This window comes from Pseudomonas sp. CM25, assembly GCF_013179705.1.
In the GTDB taxonomy this organism is placed as follows: domain Bacteria; phylum Pseudomonadota; class Gammaproteobacteria; order Pseudomonadales; family Pseudomonadaceae; genus Aquipseudomonas.
Map to the genome: position 1 here is coordinate 1 of NZ_JABMCW010000071.1, position 20616 is coordinate 20616.

The following is a 20616-nucleotide window of genomic DNA, read 5'->3' on the forward strand; positions in this document are numbered from 1 at the left end:
TTCGACCTGACCCAGGGTCCGCTGCTGCGCGTCACCCTGGTACGCCTGGGCGATGAAGATCACCAGCTGTGGGTGACCCTGCACCACATCGTGGCCGACGGTTGGTCGCTGAATATTCTGCTCGACGAGTTTGCCAAGCTGTACGCCGCGCGTTGCCAAGGCCTGGAGGCCACACTGGCGCCGCAGACCCTGGGTTACGCCGACTACGGCACCTGGCAGCGCCAGTGGCTGGCCGCAGGCGAAGCCAAGCGACAATTGCAGTACTGGAAAGGCAAACTGGGCGATGAGCTGCCGGTGCTCGACCTGTGCACCGACCACCCGCGCGCCAACCAGCGCGAGCACAGCGCCGCCCGGCTCAGCCTCAAGGTCCCGGCCCAGCTTGCCGACGCGCTCAAGGGCCTGGCCCGTGAGCAGCAGGCCAGCCTGTTCATGGTCCTGCTGGCAGGCTGGCAGGCGCTGTTGCACCGCTACAGCGGCCAGGCCGACATTCGCGTCGGCGTACCCAATGCCAACCGCCCACGCCTGGAAACCCAGGGTATGCTCGGCTTCTTCATCAATACCCAGGTGCTGCGCGCACAACTGGATGGTCGCCTGCCGTTCACCCAGCTGCTGACGCAGGTGCGCCAGGCCACGCTGGAGGCACAGGCCAATCAGGACCTGCCCTTCGAACAGCTGGTCGAAGCCCTGCCCGAAGCCCGTGAGCAGGGCCTGTTCCAGGTCATGTTCAACCATCAGCAACGCGACCTGTCGGCCCTGCGCCGGCTGCCGGGTCTGCTGGCCGAAGAGCTGCCATGGCACAGCCGCGAGGCCAAGTTCGACTTGCAGCTGCACAGTGAAGAAGACCACCAGGGCCGCCTGAGCCTGGCCTTCGACTATGCCGCCGAGCTGTTCGAGGCCAGCACCGTCAAGCGCCTGGCACAGCATCTGCTGGCCCTGCTGGAGCAGGTGTGTGCCGCGCCGCAACGGGCGCTGGGCGAAGTGCAGTTGCTTGACGCGCCAAGCCGCGCGCAGTTGCTGGGCTGGGGCCAGGCACCCACCGCTGCGCCGCAGCGCCTGTTGGTAGAACAGCTCAACGAGCAGGCACGCGCGACCCCGCTACGCACTGCCCTGGCCTGGGAAGGTGGCAGCCTGGATTACGCCGAGCTGCACCAGCAGGCCAACCGCCTGGCCCACTACCTGCGCGACAAAGGCGTCGGTCCCGACACCTGCGTGGCCATCGCCATCGAGCGTTCGCCACAACTGCTGGTCGGCCTGCTGGCGATTCTGAAGGCAGGCGGTGCCTACGTGCCGCTGGACGTGGATTACCCGGCCGAGCGCCTGGCGTATATGCTCGCCGACTGCAATGCCGGCCTGCTGCTTAGCCACAGCAACCTGCTGGGCAAGCTGCCGCAGGTCGAAGGGGTGAGCGCCATCGCCCTCGACCAGTTGCACCTGGACAGCTGGCCCAGCCATGCCCCCGGCCTGCACCTGCACGGCGACAACCTGGCCTACGTGATTTACACCTCCGGCTCCACCGGCCAGCCCAAAGGCGTGGGCAGCACCCACGCGGCGTTGGCCGAGCGCCTGCAATGGATGCAAGCCACCTATGCGCTGAACGACAGCGACGTGCTGATGCAGAAGGCGCCAATCAGCTTCGACGTTTCGGTGTGGGAGTGCTTCTGGCCGCTGGTCACCGGTTGCAAGCTGGTGCTTGCCGGCCCCGGCGAGCACCGCGACCCGCAGCGCATCGCCGCGCTGGTACAGGCCCATGGCGTGACCACGCTGCACTTTGTGCCGCCACTGTTGCAAGTGTTCGTCCAGGAGCCTCAGGCTGCCGCCTGCAGCAGCCTGCGCCGGCTGTTCTCCGGTGGCGAGGCGCTGCCTGGCGCACTGCGGGACCGGGTGTTGCAAGTGCTGCCCCAGGTGCAGTTGCACAACCGCTATGGCCCGACCGAAACCGCCATCAACGTCACTCACTGGCACTGCCAGGTTGCAGATGGCGAGCGTTCGCCAATCGGCCGCCCGCTGGGCAATGTGCTGTGCCGCGTGCTGGACGATGAACTGGAACTGGCCGCCCCGGGCGTTGCGGGCGAGCTGTACCTGGGCGGGGCGGGCCTGGCCCGTGGCTACCTCGGCCGCCCGGGCCTTACCGCCGAGCGCTTCGTACCCCACGCCGACGGCAACGGCGAACGCCTGTACCGCAGTGGCGACCGTGCCCGCTGGCAGGCCCAGCTCGAGGCGCTGGAGTACCTTGGCCGCATCGACCAGCAGGTAAAGGTGCGTGGCTTCCGCGTCGAGCCCGAGGAAGTCCAGGCCTGCCTGCTCGCACAGGCGGGTGTCGAGCAGGCGCTGGTCGTGATCCACAAGGATGCTGTCGGTGCGCAACTGGTCGGTTACTACAGCGGCAGCGCTCAGCCTGCCGAGGTGCTGGCCGTGCTGGCTGAACAACTGCCGGTCTACATGGTGCCGGCACAACTGATCCCGCTGGCACAGATGCCCCTGGGCCCCAGTGGCAAGGTCGATCGCAAGGCGCTGCCGGCCCCGGTGTGGCAGCAGCGTGAGCACGTCGAACCGCAAACCGAGCTGCAGCAACAGGTTGCCGCCATCTGGCGCGAAGTGCTGAACCTGCCGCGCGTGGGCTTGCAGGACGACTTTTTTGCCCTGGGCGGCCACTCGCTGCTGGCGACCCAGATCGTCTCGCGCAGCCGCCAGGCCTGCGATGTCGAACTGCCGCTCAAGGCCTTGTTCGAAGCCAGCGAGCTGGGTGCGTTCTGTGCCGAGATTGCGCGTATTCGCGCAGCCGGTGAGCGCAACCTGCAAGGCGAGATCGCCCGCGTCGATCGCCGCCAGGCGGTGCCGCTGTCGTATTCGCAGCAGCGCATGTGGTTCCTCTGGCAGATGGAGCCGGGCAGCCCGGCCTATAACGTCGGCGGCATGGCACGCCTGCGCGGCACCCTGCATGTGGATGCCTTCGAGCGCGCGCTGCAGGCGCTGATTGTGCGCCACGAAACCCTGCGCACCACCTTCCCCAGCATCGACGGCGTGCCGTACCAGTGCGTGGCCGAAGACAGCGGCCTGCAGCTGGACTGGCAGGATTTCAGCGCCTTGCCCGTCGATATGCGCCAGCAAAGCCTGCAGCAGCTGGCCGACGACCAGGCGCACCAGCCGTTCGACCTGGAGCGCGGCCCGCTGCTGCGTGCCTGCCTGGTCAAGGCCGGGGAGCGCGAGCACTTCTTCGTCCTGACCCTGCACCACATCGTCACCGAAGGTTGGGCCATGGACATCTTCGCCCGCGAGCTGGGCGAGCTATACGAAGCCTTCGTCGATGACCGCGAGTCGCCGCTGGCGCCACTGCCGGTTCAATACCTGGACTACAGCGTGTGGCAGCGGCAATGGCTGGAAAGCGGCGAAGGCGCCCGCCAGCTCGCCTACTGGCAAGCCCGCCTGGGCGACGAGCACCCGGTGCTGGCCTTGCCCGCCGACCGCCCGCGCCCGGCTGTGCAGAGCCACCGCGGCGAGCTGTTCCGCTTTGAGCTCGACCCGGCACTGGTCGCCCGCGTGCATGCGTTCAACAGCCAGCGCGGCCTGACCCTGTTCATGACCATGACCGCCACCCTGGCCGCCTTGCTGCACCGCTACAGCGGCCAGCGCGACCTGCGCATCGGCGCGCCGGTGGCCAACCGCATTCGCCCTGAAAGCGAAGGCCTGATCGGCGCCTTCCTCAACACCCAGGTGCTGCGCTGCGAGCTGGACGGGCAGATGACCGCCAGCGCGTTGCTGGAGCAGATACGCCAGGCCGCCATTGAAGGCCAATCGCACCAGGACCTGCCTTTCGATCAGCTGGTAGAAGCCTTGCAGCCGCCGCGCAGCAGCGCCTATAACCCGCTGTTCCAGGTGATGTGCAACGTGCAGCGCTGGGCCTTCCAGCAAAGCCGCACGCTGGCGGGCATGCAGGTGGATTACCTGGTCAACGACGCCAGCGCCACCAAGTTCGACCTGTACCTGGAGGTGACCGACCTCGACGGCCGTCTGGGCTGCTGCCTGACCTACAGCCGCGACCTGTTCGACGAGCCGCGCATTGCGCGCATGGCCGAGCACTGGCAGCACTTGCTGGTCGGCCTGCTGGACAACCCGCAACAGCGCCTGTGCGAGCTGCCGATGCTGAGCAACGCCGAGCAGCAGGTGATGGTGAGCCAGCTGCAGGGCGAGCATGACTTCGACCTCAAGCAGACCCTGCATGGCCTGTTTGCCGCCCAGGCCGCACGCACGCCGCAGGCGGGTGCGCTGACCTTTGCCGGCCAGCACATGAGCTATGCCGAACTCGACCAGCAGGCCAACCGCCTGGCCCGCGCCCTGCGTGAGCGTGGTGTCGGCCCGCAGGTGCGCGTGGGCCTGGCGCTGGAGCGCTCGCTGGAAATGGTCGTCGGCCTGCTGGCCATTCTCAAGGCCGGTGGTGCCTACGTGCCGCTCGATCCCGAGTACCCGCTCGACCGCCTGCGCTACATGATCGAAGACAGCCGCATCGGCCTGCTGCTAGGCCAGCGCGAGCTGCTGCAAAGCCTGGGCGAGCTGCCCGAAGGGGTGGCGCGCTGGAGCCTGGAAGACGACGCTGCCAGTTTGTCGGGGTATAGCGATGCAGCGCTGGACAACCTTACCCTGCCGCAACACCAGGCCTATCTGATCTACACCTCCGGGTCCACCGGCAAGCCCAAAGGTGTGGTGGTCAGCCACGGCGAGTTCGCCATGCATTGCCAGGCAGTCATCGCTGCGTTCGGCATGCGCAGCGATGACTGCGAGCTGCACTTCTATTCGATCAACTTCGACGCTGCCAGCGAGCGCCTGTGGGTGCCGTTGATGTGCGGTGCCCGTGTGGTGCTGCGCGCCCAGGGGCAGTGGGGCGCCGAGGAAATCTGCCAGCTGGTGCGCGACCAGCAGGTGAGCATTCTTGGTTTCACCCCCAGCTACGGTAGCCAGCTGGCGCAGTACCTGGGCGGGCAGGCCGAACAGTTGCCCGTGCGCCTGGTGATCACTGGTGGCGAAGCGTTGACCGGCGAGCACCTGCAGCGCATCCGCCAGGCGTTTGTGCCGCAGCAGTTCTTCAACGCCTACGGCCCGACCGAAACCGTGGTCATGCCACTGGCCTGCCTGGCGCCAGAGGCGCTGCCGCCGGAGCTGGGCAGCGTGCCGATCGGTCGCGTCATCGGCAGCCGTACCGCCTACATCCTCGACGAAGACCTGGCCCTGCTGCCACAAGGCGGCATTGGTGAGTTGTATGTCGGCGGCGCCGGCCTTGCCCAGGGCTATCACGACCGCCCGGGCCTCAGTGCCGAGCGCTTCGTTGCCGACCCGTTCAGCACCCAAGGCGGGCGCCTGTATCGCACCGGTGACCTGGTGCGCCTGGGCACGGATGGCCTGGTGGAGTACGTCGGCCGTGCCGACCAGCAGGTCAAGATCCGCGGCTTCCGCATCGAGCTGGGCGAAATCGAAAGCCGCCTGCAGGCGCATGCCGATGTCGAAGAGGCGGTGGTGCTGGCGCTCGACCTGCCGGGTGGCAAGCAACTGGTGGGTTACCTGGTGTGCCGACAGGCCGCCGCCGACAGCGAGGCGCAAAGCCGCTTGCGTGAGGCGGTGAAAGCCGACGCTCGCCAGCATCTGCCGGACTACATGGTGCCCGCGCACCTGGTGCTGCTGAACAACCTGCCGCTGATGGGCAACGGCAAGCTTGATCGCCGTGCGTTGCCGCTGCCGGACCTGGAACAGGCGCGCCAGCAATACCAGGCGCCTGGCAACGAGGTGGAAGCGCAACTGGCGCAGATCTGGCGCGACGTGCTGAACATTGCCCGGGTCGGCATGCAGGACAACTTCTTCGAACTGGGTGGCGACTCGATCCTGTCGATCCAGGTGGTCAGCCGCGCCCGTCAGGCCGGCCTGCAATTCACTCCGCGCGACCTGTTCCAGCACCAGACCATCCAGACCCTGGCGGCCGTCGCCCGCCACAGCGAAGCCCCGGGCAACATCGAACAGGGCTTGCGCCAAGGCCAGACTGGCCTGACGCCGATCCAGCACTGGTTCTTCGACAGCGAAGTGCCGCAGCCGCAGCACTGGAACCAGGCCGTGCTGCTGGAGGCTCGGCAGCCGTTGGACGAGGCCGCGCTGGAACAGGCGCTGGCCGGCCTGGTGCAGCACCATGACAGCCTGCGCCTGCGTTTCAGCGACGCCGCTGGCCGCTGGCAGGCCGAATACACCGCGCCTGCCGCCGAGCAGCTGCTGTGGACCGCCAGCGTCGCCGACTTCAATGATTGCGAGGCGTTGTACAGCGACCTGCAGCGCAGCCTCGACCTGCAACAGGGCCCGCTGCTGCGCGCCTTGCTGGTGCAGGACGGGCAGGGCAGCCAGCGCCTGTTGCTGGCGATCCATCACCTGGTGGTCGATGGCGTGTCGTGGCGCGTGCTGCTCGAAGACCTGCAGGCGCTGTACCGCGGCCAGCCGTTGCCGGCCAAGACCCATGCCATGGGCGACTGGGCCGCGCGCCTGGCCAGCTACGCCGGCAGCGATTCGCTGCGCGACGAGCTGGGCTGGTGGCAAGGGCAGCTGGGCGGCGTGCGTCGTGAGCTGCCGTGCGATCACCCGCAGGGCGGCAACCTGCACCGCCATGCCCGCACCCTGGCCATCGGCCTGGATGTGGAGCAGACCCGGCAGTTGCTGCAGCAGGCCCCGGCGGCCTACCACACCCAGGTCAACGACCTGCTGCTGACCGCCCTGGCGCGTGCCCTGTGCACATGGAGCGGCGCCGAAGAAGTGCTGGTACAGCTTGAAGGCCATGGCCGCGACGGGCTGTTCGAAGACATGGACCTGACCCGCAGCGTCGGCTGGTTCACCAACGCTTATCCCCTGAGCCTGCGCCCGCTGCCGGGCGAGGACGAGGTGGCACGGGCCGGTTCGATCAAGCGCATCAAGGAGCAGCTGCGTCAGGTGCCGCACAAAGGCCTGGGCTACGGCGTGCTGCGCTACCTGGCCGATGCGGCCGGGCGCGAGCAGATGGCGGCCTTGCCGCAAGCGCGGATCACCTTCAACTACCTCGGCCAGTTCGACCAGCAGTTCGACAGCACCGCGCTGTTCCAGCCATTGGACAGCGCTGCCGGTCTGGCGCATGACCTCGACGCGCCGCTGCCCAACTGGCTGAGCGTCGATGGCCAGGTGTATGGCGGCGCCCTGCAACTGCGCTGGACCTTCAGCGCCCAGCGCTATGACGAGCCGACCATCGCCCGCCTGGCCGACGCCTATCGCCAGGAGCTGCTGGCGCTGATCGCCCATTGCCTGGCCGATGGCAATGGCAGCTTCACACCCTCGGACTTCCCGCTGGCGCACCTGACCCAGCAGCAGATCGACGCGCTGCCGGTGCCGGCTGCACAGATCGAGGACGTTTACCCGCTGACCCCGATGCAGGAAGGCATGCTGCTGCATACCCTGCTGGAGCCGGGCACCGGTCTGTATTACATGCAAGACCGCTACCGCATCAACAGCGCGCTCGACCCTGAACGCTTTGCCCAGGCCTGGCAGGCCGTGGTCGCGCGCCACGAGGCGCTGCGCGCATCGTTCAGCTGGAACAGCGGCGAGGCGATGCTGCAGATCATCCACAAACCGGGCAACCTGGCGGTGGACTACCAGGACTGGCGCGGCGTTGCCGATGACGCCCAGGAGCAGCGCCTGCAGGCCTTGCACAAGCAGGAGCGCGAAGCCGGCTTTGCCTTGCTCAGCGAAGCGCCGTTCCACCTGCGCCTGGTGCGGGTGGCCGACCAGCGCTACTGGTTCATGATGAGCAACCACCACATCCTCATCGATGCCTGGTGCCGCTCGCTGTTGATGAACGACTTCTTCGAGCTCTACCAGGCCCTCGGCGAAGGCCGCCAGGCGCAGCTGCCGGTGCCGCCGCGCTACCGCGACTACATCGGCTGGCTGCAACGCCAGGGCCTGGATGACGCTCGCGCCTGGTGGCAGGCCAGCCTGGCCGGCTTCGAACGCGCCACGGCGATCCCCAGCGACCGCCCGCTGCGTCATGACCATGCCGGTGACGGCATGATCGTGGGCGACTGCCATACCCGCCTGGACATAAGCGAAGGCGGGCGCCTGCGCGAACTGGCCCAGGCCCATCAACTCACCGTCAACACCTTCGCCCAGGCGGCCTGGGCGCTGGTACTGGCACGCTACAGTGGCGAGCGCGACGTGGCCTTTGGTGTCACCGTTGCAGGGCGCCCGGTCAGCATGCCACAGATGCAGCGCACCGTCGGCCTGTTCATCAACAGCGTCGCCCTGCGCGTGCAGTTGCCGGCAGCCGGCGAGCGCTGCAGCGTGCGCCAGTGGCTGCAAAGCCTGCTGGGGCGCAACATGGAACTGCGCGAGTACGAGTACCTGCCGCTGGTGGCAATCCAGGAATGCAGCGAACTGCCCAAGGGCCAGCCACTGTTCAACAGCCTGTTCGTGTTCGAGAATGCGCCGGTGGAAACCGCCGTGCTCGACCACGCCCAGCACTTGAACGCCAGCTCCGACTCGGGCCGTACCCACACCAACTTCCCGCTGACGGCGGTGTGCTACCCGGGCGATGACCTGGGCCTGCACCTGTCGTTCGACCAGCGCTACTTCGACTACCCGACCGTCGAGCGCCTGCTCGCCGAGTTCAAGCGCCTGCTGCTGGCGCTGGTGCAAGGTTTTGAAGGGGAGGTGAGTGCACTGCCGCTGCTGGGCGACGAGGAGCAGCGCTTCCTGCTGGAGGACTGCAACCGCACCGAGCGCGCCTACCCCCTGGAGCAAAGCTACATCGCGCAGTTCGAAGCGCAGGTCGCCGCGCACCCGCAACGTACCGTGGCGCGCTGCCTGGAGGCCGCCTACGACTACGCCGGCCTGAACCTGGCGGCCAACCGACTGGGCCACGCCTTGGTAGCCGCCGGGGTCAGCGTGGACCAGCCGGTGGCGTTGCTGGCCGAACGCGGGCTGCCATTGCTGGGTATGATCGTCGGCAGCTTCAAGGCCGGTGCTGGCTACCTGCCGCTGGACCCGGGCCTGCCGGCGGCGCGCCTGCAAAGCATTGTCCAGCTAAGCCGCACGCCAGTGCTGGTGTGCAGCGCGGCCTGTGCCGAGCAGGGGCGGCAGTTGCTGGGTGAACTGGAAGCGACCGTGCGGCCGCAGTTGCTGGTGTGGGAAGACATCCAGGCCAGCTCGGTGGCGAGCCACAACCCGGGTATCCACAGTGGGCCGGATAACCTCGCCTATGTGATCTACACCTCAGGCTCCACCGGCCTGCCGAAGGGGGTGATGGTCGAGCAGCGCGGCATGCTCAACAACCAGCTGAGCAAGGTGCCCTACCTGGCGCTGAGCGAGCACGACGTGATCGCCCAGACCGCCTCGCAGAGCTTCGACATTTCGGTGTGGCAGTTCCTTGCGGCACCGTTGTTCGGCGCCAAAGTGGAGATCGTGCCCAACGCCATCGCGCATGACCCGCAGGGCTTGCTGGCGCACGTGCAGGCCACTGGCATTACCGTGCTGGAAAGCGTGCCGTCGCTGATCCAGGGCATGCTGGCCAACGACCACCAGGCGCTGGATGGCCTGCGCTGGATGCTGCCGACCGGCGAAGCCATGCCACCGGAACTGGCGGCGCAATGGTTGCAGCGATACCCGCACATCGGCCTGGTGAACGCCTATGGCCCGGCGGAGTGTTCGGATGACGTGGCGTTCTTCCGCGTCGATGCCGCGTCGACCCAAGGCAGTTACCTGCCGATCGGCACCCCCACCGACAACAACCGCCTGTACCTGTTTGCCGAGGACCAGACGCTGGTGCCGCTGGGGGCGGTGGGCGAGCTGTGCGTGGCCGGTACCGGTGTGGGCCGTGGCTATGTGGGTGACCCTGTGCGCACTGCGCTGGCGTTTATCCCTCATCCTTACGGGGCGCCGGGTGAACGCCTGTACCGCACGGGTGACCTGGCCCGGCAACGACCGGACGGTGTGCTGGAGTATGTCGGCCGCATCGATCATCAGGTGAAGATTCGCGGCTACCGCATCGAACTGGGCGAGATCGAGGCCAGGCTGCATGAGCAGGCCGAAATCCGCGATGCTGCCGTCGGGGTGCAGGAGGGTGTCAACGGCAAGCACCTGGTCGGTTACCTGGTGGCGCACCAGGGCATCGTCGCTGATGCCGCGCTGCTGGAGCGGGTCAAGCAGCGCCTGCGTGCCGAGTTGCCGGAGTACATGGTGCCGCTGCACTGGGGCTGGTTCGACAGCCTGCCGCACAACGCCAATGGCAAGCTCGACCGCAAGGCGCTGCCGGCCATCGATATCGGTGGCCAGCACAGCCAGGCATACCAGGCGCCGGGCAACGAGCTGGAGGAGGTACTGGCCGGTATCTGGGCTGATGTGCTGAAGGCCGACCGGGTCGGGGTGCATGACAACTTCTTCGAGTTGGGCGGGCATTCGCTGCTGGCCACGCAGATCGCCTCGCGGGTGCAGAAGCAACTGCAACTGAATGTGCCGCTGCGGGCGATGTTCGAGTGCAGCACGGTGGCGGAGCTTGCGGTGTATGTGCAGGGGTTGCAGGGCAGTGCGCTGGATGACGACAAGGTCGACCGGCTGAGTGACCTGATGGCCGAGCTGGAGGGGTTGTAGGGGAGGGTTCGGCTTGGGACTTGCAGAGTGGCGGAAATCGAGCGCCGCGCGGGCGGCGCTCGATCTCTGCCCCACTGCAAAACTCACGACATGCGCTAGCGCTTGCCGAGAATCTTGCCCAGCATCTCCGGCCGCGGTGCCCCCTGCTGGCTCTGCAGCTGGCCTTGCTCATCCTGATAGAAAATCGCCGGGGTAGCCTGCAACCCCAGCTCTTCCATCAGCGCCATGTTTGCCGCCAGCTTCTGCTGCACTGCCTCCGGCACCTGGTCCAGGGCCTTCAGCGTACTGGCCTTGCCTGCCTTCTCGTGCTGCTGCAGCGCCTTGGCCGGGTCTTTCGCTGCCAGCAGCGCCGCCGACTTGCCAGGGCTGTCCTCGCGGATGATGCCGACCATGATATGGCGCAACTGCACCTTGCCCGACTCCACCCACGGCCGCGCCTGCTCCCAGAACATGTTGCAGTACGGGCAGTTGGGATCGCTGAACAGGTATACCTTGCGCGGCGCATCGGCCTTGCCGTCGGCGATCCAGGCGGTTTTCTCCATCTTCGCCCAGACCTCCTTGCTCATCGGTGCGTACACCAGCTTTTGCAGCGGCTCGGCGCTGAGGTCCTTGCCCTGTTCGTCGAACAGGCTGCCGACCAGTACGTGCTTTCCGTCTGGGGTCAGGTACAGGGCCAGGGCGTTGTTCTGATACTCGGCGGCATAGCCGCGCAGGCCGTTGGGGGCGTCGAAGCTGCCCTTGATCACGGCGCCTTTGGCTTGCAGTTGCTGAACCGCCTTGGGCAGTTCTTCGGCCTGAAGGGCGGGGGCGGCCAGCAGGGCCAGTGAAAGGGGCAGTAGTGCAGTCAATCGCATGTCAGTTTCCTTGTGCGGCAGGGGCGGGCGCGGCGGCCCGGTCGAAAGGCTCCAGGGCATGGCGCAGGCTGGCCCGGGACAGCTCGCCCAGGTGGCTGCCGACCAGCCGCCCATCGGCGTCGTAGAACAGGGTGGTGGGCAGGGCCATGGAGCCGACGCGCTGGGCCAGCAGGCCGGTACCATCGAACAGCACATGGGTCAGGCTGAGGCCGGTGGTGGCGAGGAAGGTGCTGACGTTTTCCGGGGTTTCGCCCTGGTTGACGAACAGGAAGGTCACGTGCGGATAGTCGCCTTGCGCCTGTTGCAGTACCGGCATTTCGCGCCGGCAGGGTGGGCACCAGGTGGCCCAGATGTTGATCACCAATGGCTTGCCGCGGTAGCTGTGCAGTGCCACCGGCTGGCTGCCGGCATTGCGCAGGGTCAGTTCGGGCAGCTCGGTGCCTTTGCTGTACAAGTGCCCGCCGAAGCTGGCCAGGCCCCAGAACAATGCGCCGCTGAACAACGCCCAGCCCAGCGGCCGGCGCAGGCCCGGCTGGCGCCAGCCCTGCCACAGGGCTGCGAGTACGATGCCGGCCAGGCCCGACCAGAACAGGAAACCGCCATCACGGATGTCGATGACCTGCACCAGGTCGCCCTGGTACATGGGCCAGTAGGCCAGCACGAAGCCGGCGCGGGCGCACAGCAGGCCGATCAGGAACAGGTTGAAAAGCGCCGATTCCGGGCTCTGGCCGCCACGCCGGGCCACCCACCAGCCGACCACGCTGGCGATTACCAGGGCGGTCAGCATCAGCAGGTGGTTCAGGGCCATGGTCAGTGGCCCGAGGGTTACGGTGAGCATCAGCCTTGGCTCCTGGTCTGGGTCCAGTGTTGCTGGAACGTGGCCGCATCCACTTCACCGGTGATGCGCCGCGCGCGGCGTTCGTCGCCTTCCGGGCCGATCCAGATGATGCTTGGCGGGCCGGGTACCTGGTAGCGCTGCAGCAGGGCTTTGCTGGCCGGGCTGTCAGCGGTCACGTCCAGCCGTAGCAGGTGCACACCGGCCAGGCCGGCCTGCACGTCGCTGCGGGCGAATACCTGTTTTTCCATGACCTTGCACGACACGCACCAGTCGGCATAGTAGTCGACCATCACCCACTGGCCACGGGCCTTGGCTGCATCCAGTTCACGTTGCAGGTCTTCGGGGCGGCTGACGGTGACGAAGCGGTCTTCGGCGTGCTGGCTGGCGGCCGGTGCACCCCCCCCGGCGAACGGGCGCAGCGGCTGCCACAGGTCGTCGCCACCGGCTGCTGCACCCACCAGCAGCAGGCCGCCCCACAGGGCACACAGCAGGGGCACCGCGCGCAACGCCGGCAAACGTTGCAGGGCTGGCCAGGCAGCCCAGGCCAGGGCAATCAGCCAGGCGCCGCCAATGCCCAGCACCAGGGGGGCAGGCAGCAGGCTGCGCACGGTGTACAGCGCCATGGCCAGGAACACGAAGCCGAACACGCCTTTTACCCGGTTCATCCAGGCGCCCGGGCGCGGCAGGTAGCGGTTGCCCAAGGTCACCAGCAACAGCAGTGGCACACCCATGCCCAGGCCGAGGCTGAACAGCACCAGCGCACCTTGCAGCACGTCGCCGCTCTGGGCGATGTACAGCAGCGCGCCGGCCAGTGGCGCGGTCATGCACGGGCCGAGCAGCAGGCCGGACAGCGCGCCCAGCAGCGCCGCGCCATACAGGTTGCCACCGCGGGTACCTTGCCCGGCGCGGTCGAGGCGGTCACGCAGGGCGGCGGGCAGTTGCAGCTCGAAGGCACCAAACATCGGCAGGGCCAGCAGCACGAACAGCCCCGCCAGGCTGCCCAGCAGCCAGGGTTGCTGCAGCCAGGCCTGCAGGCTGGCGCCCAGCAGCGCGGCGACCACGCCCAGGGCGGCATACACCAGGGCCATGCTCAGCACGTAGACGCCGGCCAGCAGCCAACCGCGCCGGGCGCTGGCGCCATTGCCCATGACCAGCCCGGCGAGAATCGGCAGCATTGGCAGCGAGCAGGGGGTAAAGGCCAGCAGCAGGCCAAGGCCGAAGAATGCCAGTACGCCCCAGGCCAGGTTGCCGCTTTGCAGGCCGCTGGCCAGGGCTTGGTCGCTGGCTTGTTCGGCGGCGGGTGCCGCGCTGCCGCCCAGCTCGATCATGGTTGTTTGCGGCGGGTAGCACAGGCCGGCGTCGGCACAACCCTGCCAGCCAAGGCGCAGCTGGCCCTGGGCGTTGGCGGGCAGCAGCAGTTCGAGCTGGTCGCGGTACACCGCGCTGTCGCCGAAGAACTCGTCATGGTGGTTGAGCGCCGGCGGCAATTGCGGGTGCTGCTCGGCCGGCAGGCCGTCGAATTTCAGGCGCTTCTGGTACAGGTAGTAGCCCGGCTTGATCTGGAAGTACAGGCGCATCTGGCCATCGGGCTGGCGGTCGTGGGTCAGCACGAAGGCCTGGTTGACCGGCAGGAAGTCGGGTTTGACCTCGAACGGGTTGGCCTGCAACGGGCCGGCCAGGAAAAATGTCAGGAAGAGCAGGAGGACGCGCATGTCTTCGCCTTGGCAGAACTGGGAATGGGGCCATGCTGGCTGGGGATGATTAAGTAAAGGTTAACCGCCTCACGCCCCGCACCCGCACACATCTGAGACATACCGCGACACATTGTCGGCTTGACTTTGCTTCCCCCCACCAATTTGCTGTAAAGTTGACGCACAAGTCAGCTTTTCCCCGCTAGTACTAGAATCAAAAAAGGGCAGGCCCCCAACTGCCCAGAGGATCAAGCATGTCCAACCGTGATATTTCCCGGCGCGCCTTCCTGCAAGGCGGCCTGATCGCTGGTGTCGGCGTGACCATGGCGCCGCTTGGCAGCCAGGCATTCGCCGCCCTGATGGAGGACCGCGTCACCACCTCGCCGCTGAAGTGGATGAACCATGACGGCAAGGCGCGTTTTCGCAACGATGCGTTGTCCAAGGTCTGCGGCGACAAGGTCTTCGCCCGCGACATCCGCGCCAAGGACATGCCCGGCTGGCCCGCGCAGCAGGGCCATGCGCTGTTGCTCAAGGCGACCAAGGCCGACCGCATCTACGCCGGGCACGACCTGACCCTGTTGGGCGCCGACCTGCAACCGGACCGCGTCGTCACCGCCGCCGACCTGGAGCAGGACGGCATCGCCTGGCCCGAGGCCCACTCGCCGGACCCGCTGCTGCCCCCGGGCAAAGTGCCGATGTTCATCGGCCACCCGGTGGCCATCTTGATCTGGCACGACTTCGAGCGCTTCCGCCAGGCCAAGCGCAAACTGCAGTTCAACGACCAGGCGATCCGCTACGGTGCCCAGGCCCCGTTGTATCAGCGCGACCCTTACGGCAGCTTTCGTTTCGTGCGGGTGGGCGGGGCTACGCCGTTCGACGACGATGAATTCTCCAGCCTGAAGAACTCCATGCTGTTCCCGACCATTCTCAACCGCAAACCGGTGTGGTCCAAGCAGCCCAACCAGCATGGCGACCTGACCGAGCAGGGGCTGTTCTACGCCGGGCGCATCGCCGAGCAGTTGGCCAACCCGCCGGAGAACTGGCTGGTGTTCGACGAACGCTACAAGACACCCTCCATCGAACCTGCAGCCCTCGAGCCGGACAACGGCAACGGCTGGTATGACCCGGCCACCGGCACCCTGCACTTCGTGGTCGCGACACAGTGCCCGTTCGAAGTGGCGCAGGAATGCGTGCACATGATCAAGCCGTCGCGCTTTGCCCTGAACACGTTGAACATGCACCCGGGCTACACCGTGGGCTATGGCTCGAAGGACAACAACATCTTCGTCTTCTACGCCGCCGTGGCCGCGTTGTACGGCGCGGGTGTACCGATCCGCCTGGCCAACGACCGCTACGAGCAGTTCCAGAGCGGCATCAAGCGCCATGCCTTCGATATCCGCTACCAGTTGGCCGTGGACAAGCGTGACAACAGCTTCAAGATCTTCCGTGCCGACCTGAGTTGCGACGGCGGCGGGCGTATCAACTACAGCCCGTCGGTGGCGGCGGTGGGGGCCACGGCGGCGCAGTCGATCTACTACATGCCGCAGAACGACCTGTCGGTCACCGCCTACCATTCGCGTGGGGTCGAGGCCGGCTCAATGCGCGGCTACGGCACCCTGCAGACCATGGCTGCGACCGAGATGATGGTCGACGAGATCGCCGGTCGCCTGGGTGTCGATGCCATCGACCTGCGCCGCGCCAACGCACTCAAGTCGGGCATGAAGAACACCCAAGGCGCGGTGCCGGCCGGTGCCCTGCGTCTGTACGAGATCCTCGACAAGGCCGCCGTGCACGACTGGTGGCGCAACCGTGACGCACGCAAGCAGCAGATGGATGCCCAGGACCAGGACCACTGGTACGGCGTAGGCTTTGCCATCTGCCAGAAGGACTTCGGCACCGGTTCCGAAGCGCCGATGGCCAGCATCGAGTTCAGCCGCGACGGGCGCATCAGCCTGCGCCATATCGGCACTGAGCTGGGCACTGGCATGTCCACTTCCCAGGCCCTGGTGGTCAGCGATTTCCTTGGTCGCTCGGCGGACGAGGTCAGGACTGCAGTCACCGAATGGCCGGAGTTGCAGCTGACCACCAGCGGCAACCCGTACCTGATCAGCCAGCCCGAGCAGGACGCTGCGCTGCGCAACCCGCGCTGGGTCGGCAAACTGGCTTCGCCATCATCGGCGACCAACTCGGCGTTCTACTTCAGCCATGCCACCCGCGAGGCGGCGCGCGTACTGTTCAACCACGGCCTGTGGCCGGCGGCCATGGCCATCTGGAGCCAGGGGCCATACGGCGGCCAGGCCAACCCGCTGGTGGTGCGCCGCGAGAATGCGGTGTGGGTCAACGGTGAGCTGACCGGCAACGGTCTGGCGCCGATCCCGTTCGCCCAGCTGGCCCAGAAGGCCCACGACATGGGCCTGGTTACCGGGGTTAGCGTGCACGGCTTCAACCGCTGGAGCTGGGCCCAGGCCGACTTCGTCGTCGACGGCGTGCGCGAGCGCTTCCCGCTTGATGCCGTGGCGGTGAAATACGGCGATGGCGCGGTGAATGCCAAGAAAGCGCAGATGAGCAGCCACGGCTACCACCTGCTCGACCGGCAGAACGCGCACTACCCGGACACCCAACTGAACAATGCCATGGTCACCTACTACAGCCCGGTGGCGACCATCGTCGAAGTCAAGGTCAACAAGGGTACGAATGAGGTGCAGGTGCTCAACCACCACAGCTGGGTCGAATGCGGCCGGGTGCTGGTGCCGGAACTGGTCAAGGGCCAGCTCGAAGGCGGTATCGCCATGGGCATTGGCCATGCACTGACCGAAGAAATGCCGATGTACGAGGGCGGGCCCGGGGAGGGCGACTGGAACTTCAACCGCTACCGCCTGCCGCATGCGCGTGACGTGGCGGTATGGAAGCAGACCAGCGAAATCCTCCCGCCGCTGTCACCGACCGACCCGTCGAAGGGTATCGCCGAAGTGGTGATGATCCCGGTCGTCGGCGCCATCGGCAACGCTGTCGCGCATGCCATTGGCAAGCGCGTGCGCGATCTACCCATCACCCCAGCCCGTATCAAGGAGGCCCTCAATGGCTAACCGTCCACTGCAACTGACCCTCAACGGTCAACCGGTCGGCCCGGTCGAGGTCCCTGATGACCTGGCGATGATCGATTACCTGCACGAACACCAGAACCTCACCGGTTCGCGCCTGGGCTGCGGCCAGGGCATCTGCCACGCCTGCGTGGTGATCGTCGACAAACCCGACGGTACCAGCGAGGAAGTGCGCACCTGCATCACCGGTGCTCACTACTTCGAAGGCAAGAAAGTCCGCACCATCGAGGGCCATGCCAGCCAGGACGAGGCCGGCAACCTGACGTTGAATCCGATCCAGCAGAAATTCGTCGACCTGTTCGCCTTCCAGTGCAGCTACTGCGCACCGGGCTTCGTCAACGCCGCCACCGTACTGGTGGAAACGGCGCAGCGTCAGCCGCTGAAAAAGAGCGAGGTGGAAGAGCGCATCGAGGCCAGCCTGGGCCACCATATCTGCCGTTGCACCGGCTACGTGCGCTATTACGCTGCCACCCGCACGGTGCTCAACGACCTTGGCCTGGTCAAGGAGGGTTGAGCATGGCTTTCGTTCGTAGCGCACTGGCGCTGGCCCTCGGCCTTGCCGTCACTTCAGCTGCCCTGGCCGACGACCAGGCACAGGTCAAGCGCGGTGAATACCTGGCCCGCGCGGCCGACTGCATGGCCTGTCATACCGCCGAAGGCGGCGCCCCATACGCCGGCGGCCTGCCGATTCATTCACCATTCGGCACTATTTATGGCAGTAACATCACCCCGGACAAGCAGTACGGCATCGGCAACTACAGCGCCGACGAGTTCTTTGCCGCCGTCACCGAGGGCAAGCGCAAGGATGGCGCCAACCTTTACCCGGCAATGCCGTACACCTCGTACCACTTGATCAGGCGCGAGGACTCGGACGCAATCCTCGCTTACCTGATGACCGTGCCGCCGATCAACCGCCCGGCGCCGCAGACCGCGCTGCGCTTCCCGTTCAATGTGCGCCTGGGCTTGAGTGGCTGGAACATGCTGTACGGCAAGAGCGTGCAGTTGCAGCCCACCGAAGGCAAAAGCCCGGCCTGGCAGCGTGGGCAGTATATGGTCGAGGTGATGGGCCACTGTGGCGAATGCCATACTCCGCGCAACCCGATCGGCGCGTTGCAGCAGGACCTGCGCCTGAGCGGCGGCCTGCTGGGCGGCTACCTGGCCCCAAGCCTGCTGGCGCAGGACCTGGCCGAGCGCGGCTGGACCCAGCCAGACCTGACCACCTTCCTCAAGCACGGCATCAGTGCCCAGGGCAGCATGTTCAACGAGATGTTCCCGGTGGTACACCACAGCACCCAGCATCTGCAGGACGTTGACCTGGCCGCCATGGCCACCTACCTGCTGGGCGACCAGCCACCGCCGGCCAAGGTGATCCAGGCGGTTGCCCTGGAACAGATGAGCGACAGTGCCAAACGCGGGCATCAGCAGTACCTGAACGTTTGCGCCGGCTGCCATGGGGTAGACGGCGAAGGCAAGCCGCACATCGCCGTGGCCATGCGCGGTAACACCGTGTTGCGCCAGGATGACTCGCGCAACCTGGTCAAGGTCATCCTCGAAGGTATCCGCGAGCAGCAGTTCACCGGCTTCGAACGCATGCAGCCGATGCCGGGTTTTGCCGACAAGCTCGATGACCAACAGGTGACGGATATGGTCAACTACTTGCGCCAGGCCTGGGGTGGACTGCCTGGCGACATGAACCTACAGCAGCTCGCCGAGCTGAAGGCGGAGTAAGCGTGCAGCATCTCGATCTACAGGTGATCCGCCAGGCCTTGCAGTGGTCGTGCGCTGGCCAGCGGGTGTGGTTGTGCACGGTGCTCGCCACCTACGGCTCGGCGCCGCGCGCGCCGGGTTCGCTGCTGGCGGTGAATGCCGGTGGTCAGTGGCTGGGTTCGCTGTCCGGTGGCTGCGTCGAGGACGATTTCCTTGAACGGGTGGCCGCGGGTGAATACCCCGAGCCGGTTGTCATCGTGCGTTACGGCGATGGCAGCGACCCGCGTTCAAGCATCCGCCTGCCGTGTGGCGGCGTGCTTGAGGTGCTGGTGGAAAACCTGCCGGCCGAGTGCGAGGTGCAGGCCCACCTGCGTGCGCTGGAAAGCGCGCTGCTGGGCCAGCGCCGGGTGCTGCGCGAGGTGAGCCTGCCCCAGGGGACGCGCCAGCTGGCCGATGACCTCAGCCAGGGGCCACGTGTGGAGCGGGAACACGCCCGTGTACGCTTGCGCGTCGGTGCTGCGCAGCGTCTACTGCTGGCCGGGTATTCCAGCGTGGCACATTTTTGCGCCGAATTTGGCAGGGGCATGGGTTTCGAAGTGGTGCTTTGCGAGCCACGTGAAGAATTGCTAGAGGGTGTGCAACTGGATGGCATCGAGGTGCGCCGCGAGCTGCCCTCGGAGTTCATCCTCAACGGCGGTTGCCATGCCGATACCGCAGTGGTGGCACTTACCCACGACCCGAAGATCGATGACCTGGCGATGCTCGAAGCCGTGCGCACCGAGGCTTTCTACATCGGCGTGATGGGCTCCCGGGCCACTTCCGACAAGCGCCGTGAACGCCTGCAGCGCATTGGTGGCCTGGGTGCTACCGAGCTGGGTCGCATCCACGCCCCGATCGGCCTCAACCTGGGCAGCAAGACCCCGGCGGAGATCGCCCTGGCGGTGTTGGCCGATATCCTCCGCGTGCGCAACGGTATCGAGCGGGTGGCGCTGTGAACGTGGTTGCATTGGTACTTGCTGCCGGGAACAGCGTGCGTTTCGGCACTGACAAGCGCCGGGCGCTGTTGATGGATGGTCGCAGCTTGCTGGTGCATAGCGTCGAGCGGGCCTGTGCAGTGTTCGATGATGTGCGGGTAGTGCTGCGCGACCGGGAGCGGGGCATGGACCTGGGGTTGCCACCGGGATGTCGGGTGATCTCCAGCCCGAATTGCGCATCGGGCATGGGCCATAGCCTGGCAGCCGGCGCCGCATCACTGGTCGACAGCGAGGCGCAGGCGGTGGCCATACTGTTGGGGGACATGCCTTGGGTGGAGACCGCGACCCTCGCGGGGCTGGGTTTCAATGCGAGCGCATCGACCATCGTCTTGCCTTGCCATGACGGGCAACAAGGGCACCCCGTGCTGTTCGGGCGCGCTTTCTGGCCGGCGCTGGCGCGGCTGACGGGTGATGAAGGTGCGCGTTCGGTGGTCAAGGCCAACCCGGCGAGTTGTGTCAGGTTGGAGGTGCAGGATGCCGGTGTGCTGCTGGATGTCGACAGCCCGGACGCCGTGCACCGGTGAACGCGCTTGTCAGCGCCGCTACCATGTCTTCGTAGTCCTGGGGATTTACCAGCCAGAACAGGCCACAGCCGTGGACCAGTATTCAGGAAGACGATCGGGGAGTTTGCCTTGGTAATGATCGAGGGCGCAGGGCGCTACAGGTTGGTGGCCGACGGTGTTCCGAAGGTTTCCAGGAAAACGGTGAGATCACGTCCATTTGTCAGGTCCTTTTTGTGTGCTCAGAAGTCGGAGAAAC

General features: G+C 66.5%; 9 protein-coding genes. 6 read left to right on the forward strand and 3 right to left on the reverse strand.

The genetic code is table 11. The features are described from left to right. Positions 1 to 10632: non-ribosomal peptide synthase/polyketide synthase (locus tag HP546_RS10395; RefSeq protein ID WP_172224106.1), on the forward strand; the 10632-nt coding region annotated here is incomplete at its 5' end. A gap of 95 nt (positions 10633 to 10727) precedes the next feature. Here the strand turns inward: HP546_RS10395 and dsbG are convergent. The 3 genes from dsbG to dsbD are packed head-to-tail and all read right to left on the reverse strand — an operon-like array spanning position 10728 to position 14036. Further along, entirely contained in the window at positions 10728 to 11486 is a 759-nt protein-coding gene (dsbG, locus tag HP546_RS10400; RefSeq protein ID WP_172224109.1) for a thiol:disulfide interchange protein DsbG, read from the reverse strand. Between the two features lies 1 nt (position 11487). Then, the gene (locus tag HP546_RS10405) at positions 11488 to 12324 is read right to left on the reverse strand and encodes a TlpA disulfide reductase family protein (RefSeq protein ID WP_172224112.1); all 837 of its coding nucleotides are present in this window, start codon (positions 12322 to 12324) and stop codon (positions 11488 to 11490) included. After that, positions 12324 to 14036 carry a protein-disulfide reductase DsbD gene (gene dsbD, locus HP546_RS10410; RefSeq protein ID WP_172224115.1) on the reverse strand — a complete coding sequence of 571 codons (1713 nt, stop codon included), beginning with the start codon at positions 14034 to 14036 and terminating at the stop codon, positions 12324 to 12326. The genes HP546_RS10405 and dsbD overlap by 1 nt, the downstream gene beginning before the upstream one ends. Before the next feature lie 233 nt (positions 14037 to 14269). Here dsbD and HP546_RS10415 point away from each other — a divergent pair, with 233 nt between their 5' ends. The 5 genes from HP546_RS10415 to HP546_RS10435 are packed head-to-tail and all read left to right on the forward strand — an operon-like array spanning position 14270 to position 20381. Beyond that, positions 14270 to 17101: a xanthine dehydrogenase family protein molybdopterin-binding subunit gene (locus HP546_RS10415; protein ID WP_172224118.1), complete on the forward strand. Its 2832-nt coding sequence runs from the start codon at positions 14270 to 14272 to the stop codon at positions 17099 to 17101. Then, positions 17094 to 17630: a (2Fe-2S)-binding protein gene (locus HP546_RS10420; protein WP_172224121.1), complete on the forward strand. Its 537-nt coding sequence runs from the start codon at positions 17094 to 17096 to the stop codon at positions 17628 to 17630. Before HP546_RS10415 ends, HP546_RS10420 begins: the two co-directional genes overlap by 8 nt. 2 nt (positions 17631 to 17632) lie before the next feature. Continuing rightward, positions 17633 to 18844, forward strand: a complete 1212-nt coding sequence (locus HP546_RS10425) for a cytochrome c (protein WP_172224124.1) — start codon at positions 17633 to 17635, stop codon at positions 18842 to 18844. Positions 18845 to 18846: 2 nt separating this feature from the next. After that, positions 18847 to 19818, forward strand: coding sequence for an XdhC family protein (locus HP546_RS10430; RefSeq protein ID WP_172224127.1), 972 nt, complete (start codon positions 18847 to 18849; stop codon positions 19816 to 19818). Then, complete coding sequence (locus HP546_RS10435; RefSeq protein ID WP_172224130.1) at positions 19815 to 20381, forward strand: nucleotidyltransferase family protein; 567 nt, start codon at positions 19815 to 19817, stop codon at positions 20379 to 20381. Before HP546_RS10430 ends, HP546_RS10435 begins: the two co-directional genes overlap by 4 nt. Positions 20382 to 20616: the final 235 nt, after the last annotated feature.

What these genes read in the sequence shown, in the direction of transcription:
- dsbG (WP_172224109.1), bottom strand. Translation starts at nt 11,486, where the DNA reads ATGCGATTGACTGCACTACTGCCCCTTTCACTGGCCCTGCTGGCCGCC.
- HP546_RS10405 (WP_172224112.1), bottom strand. Translation starts at nt 12,324, where the DNA reads ATGCTCACCGTAACCCTCGGGCCACTGACCATGGCCCTGAACCACCTG.
- dsbD (WP_172224115.1), bottom strand. Translation starts at nt 14,036, where the DNA reads ATGCGCGTCCTCCTGCTCTTCCTGACATTTTTCCTGGCCGGCCCGTTG.
- HP546_RS10415 (WP_172224118.1), top strand. Translation starts at nt 14,270, where the DNA reads ATGTCCAACCGTGATATTTCCCGGCGCGCCTTCCTGCAAGGCGGCCTG.
- HP546_RS10420 (WP_172224121.1), top strand. Translation starts at nt 17,094, where the DNA reads ATGGCTAACCGTCCACTGCAACTGACCCTCAACGGTCAACCGGTCGGC.
- HP546_RS10425 (WP_172224124.1), top strand. Translation starts at nt 17,633, where the DNA reads ATGGCTTTCGTTCGTAGCGCACTGGCGCTGGCCCTCGGCCTTGCCGTC.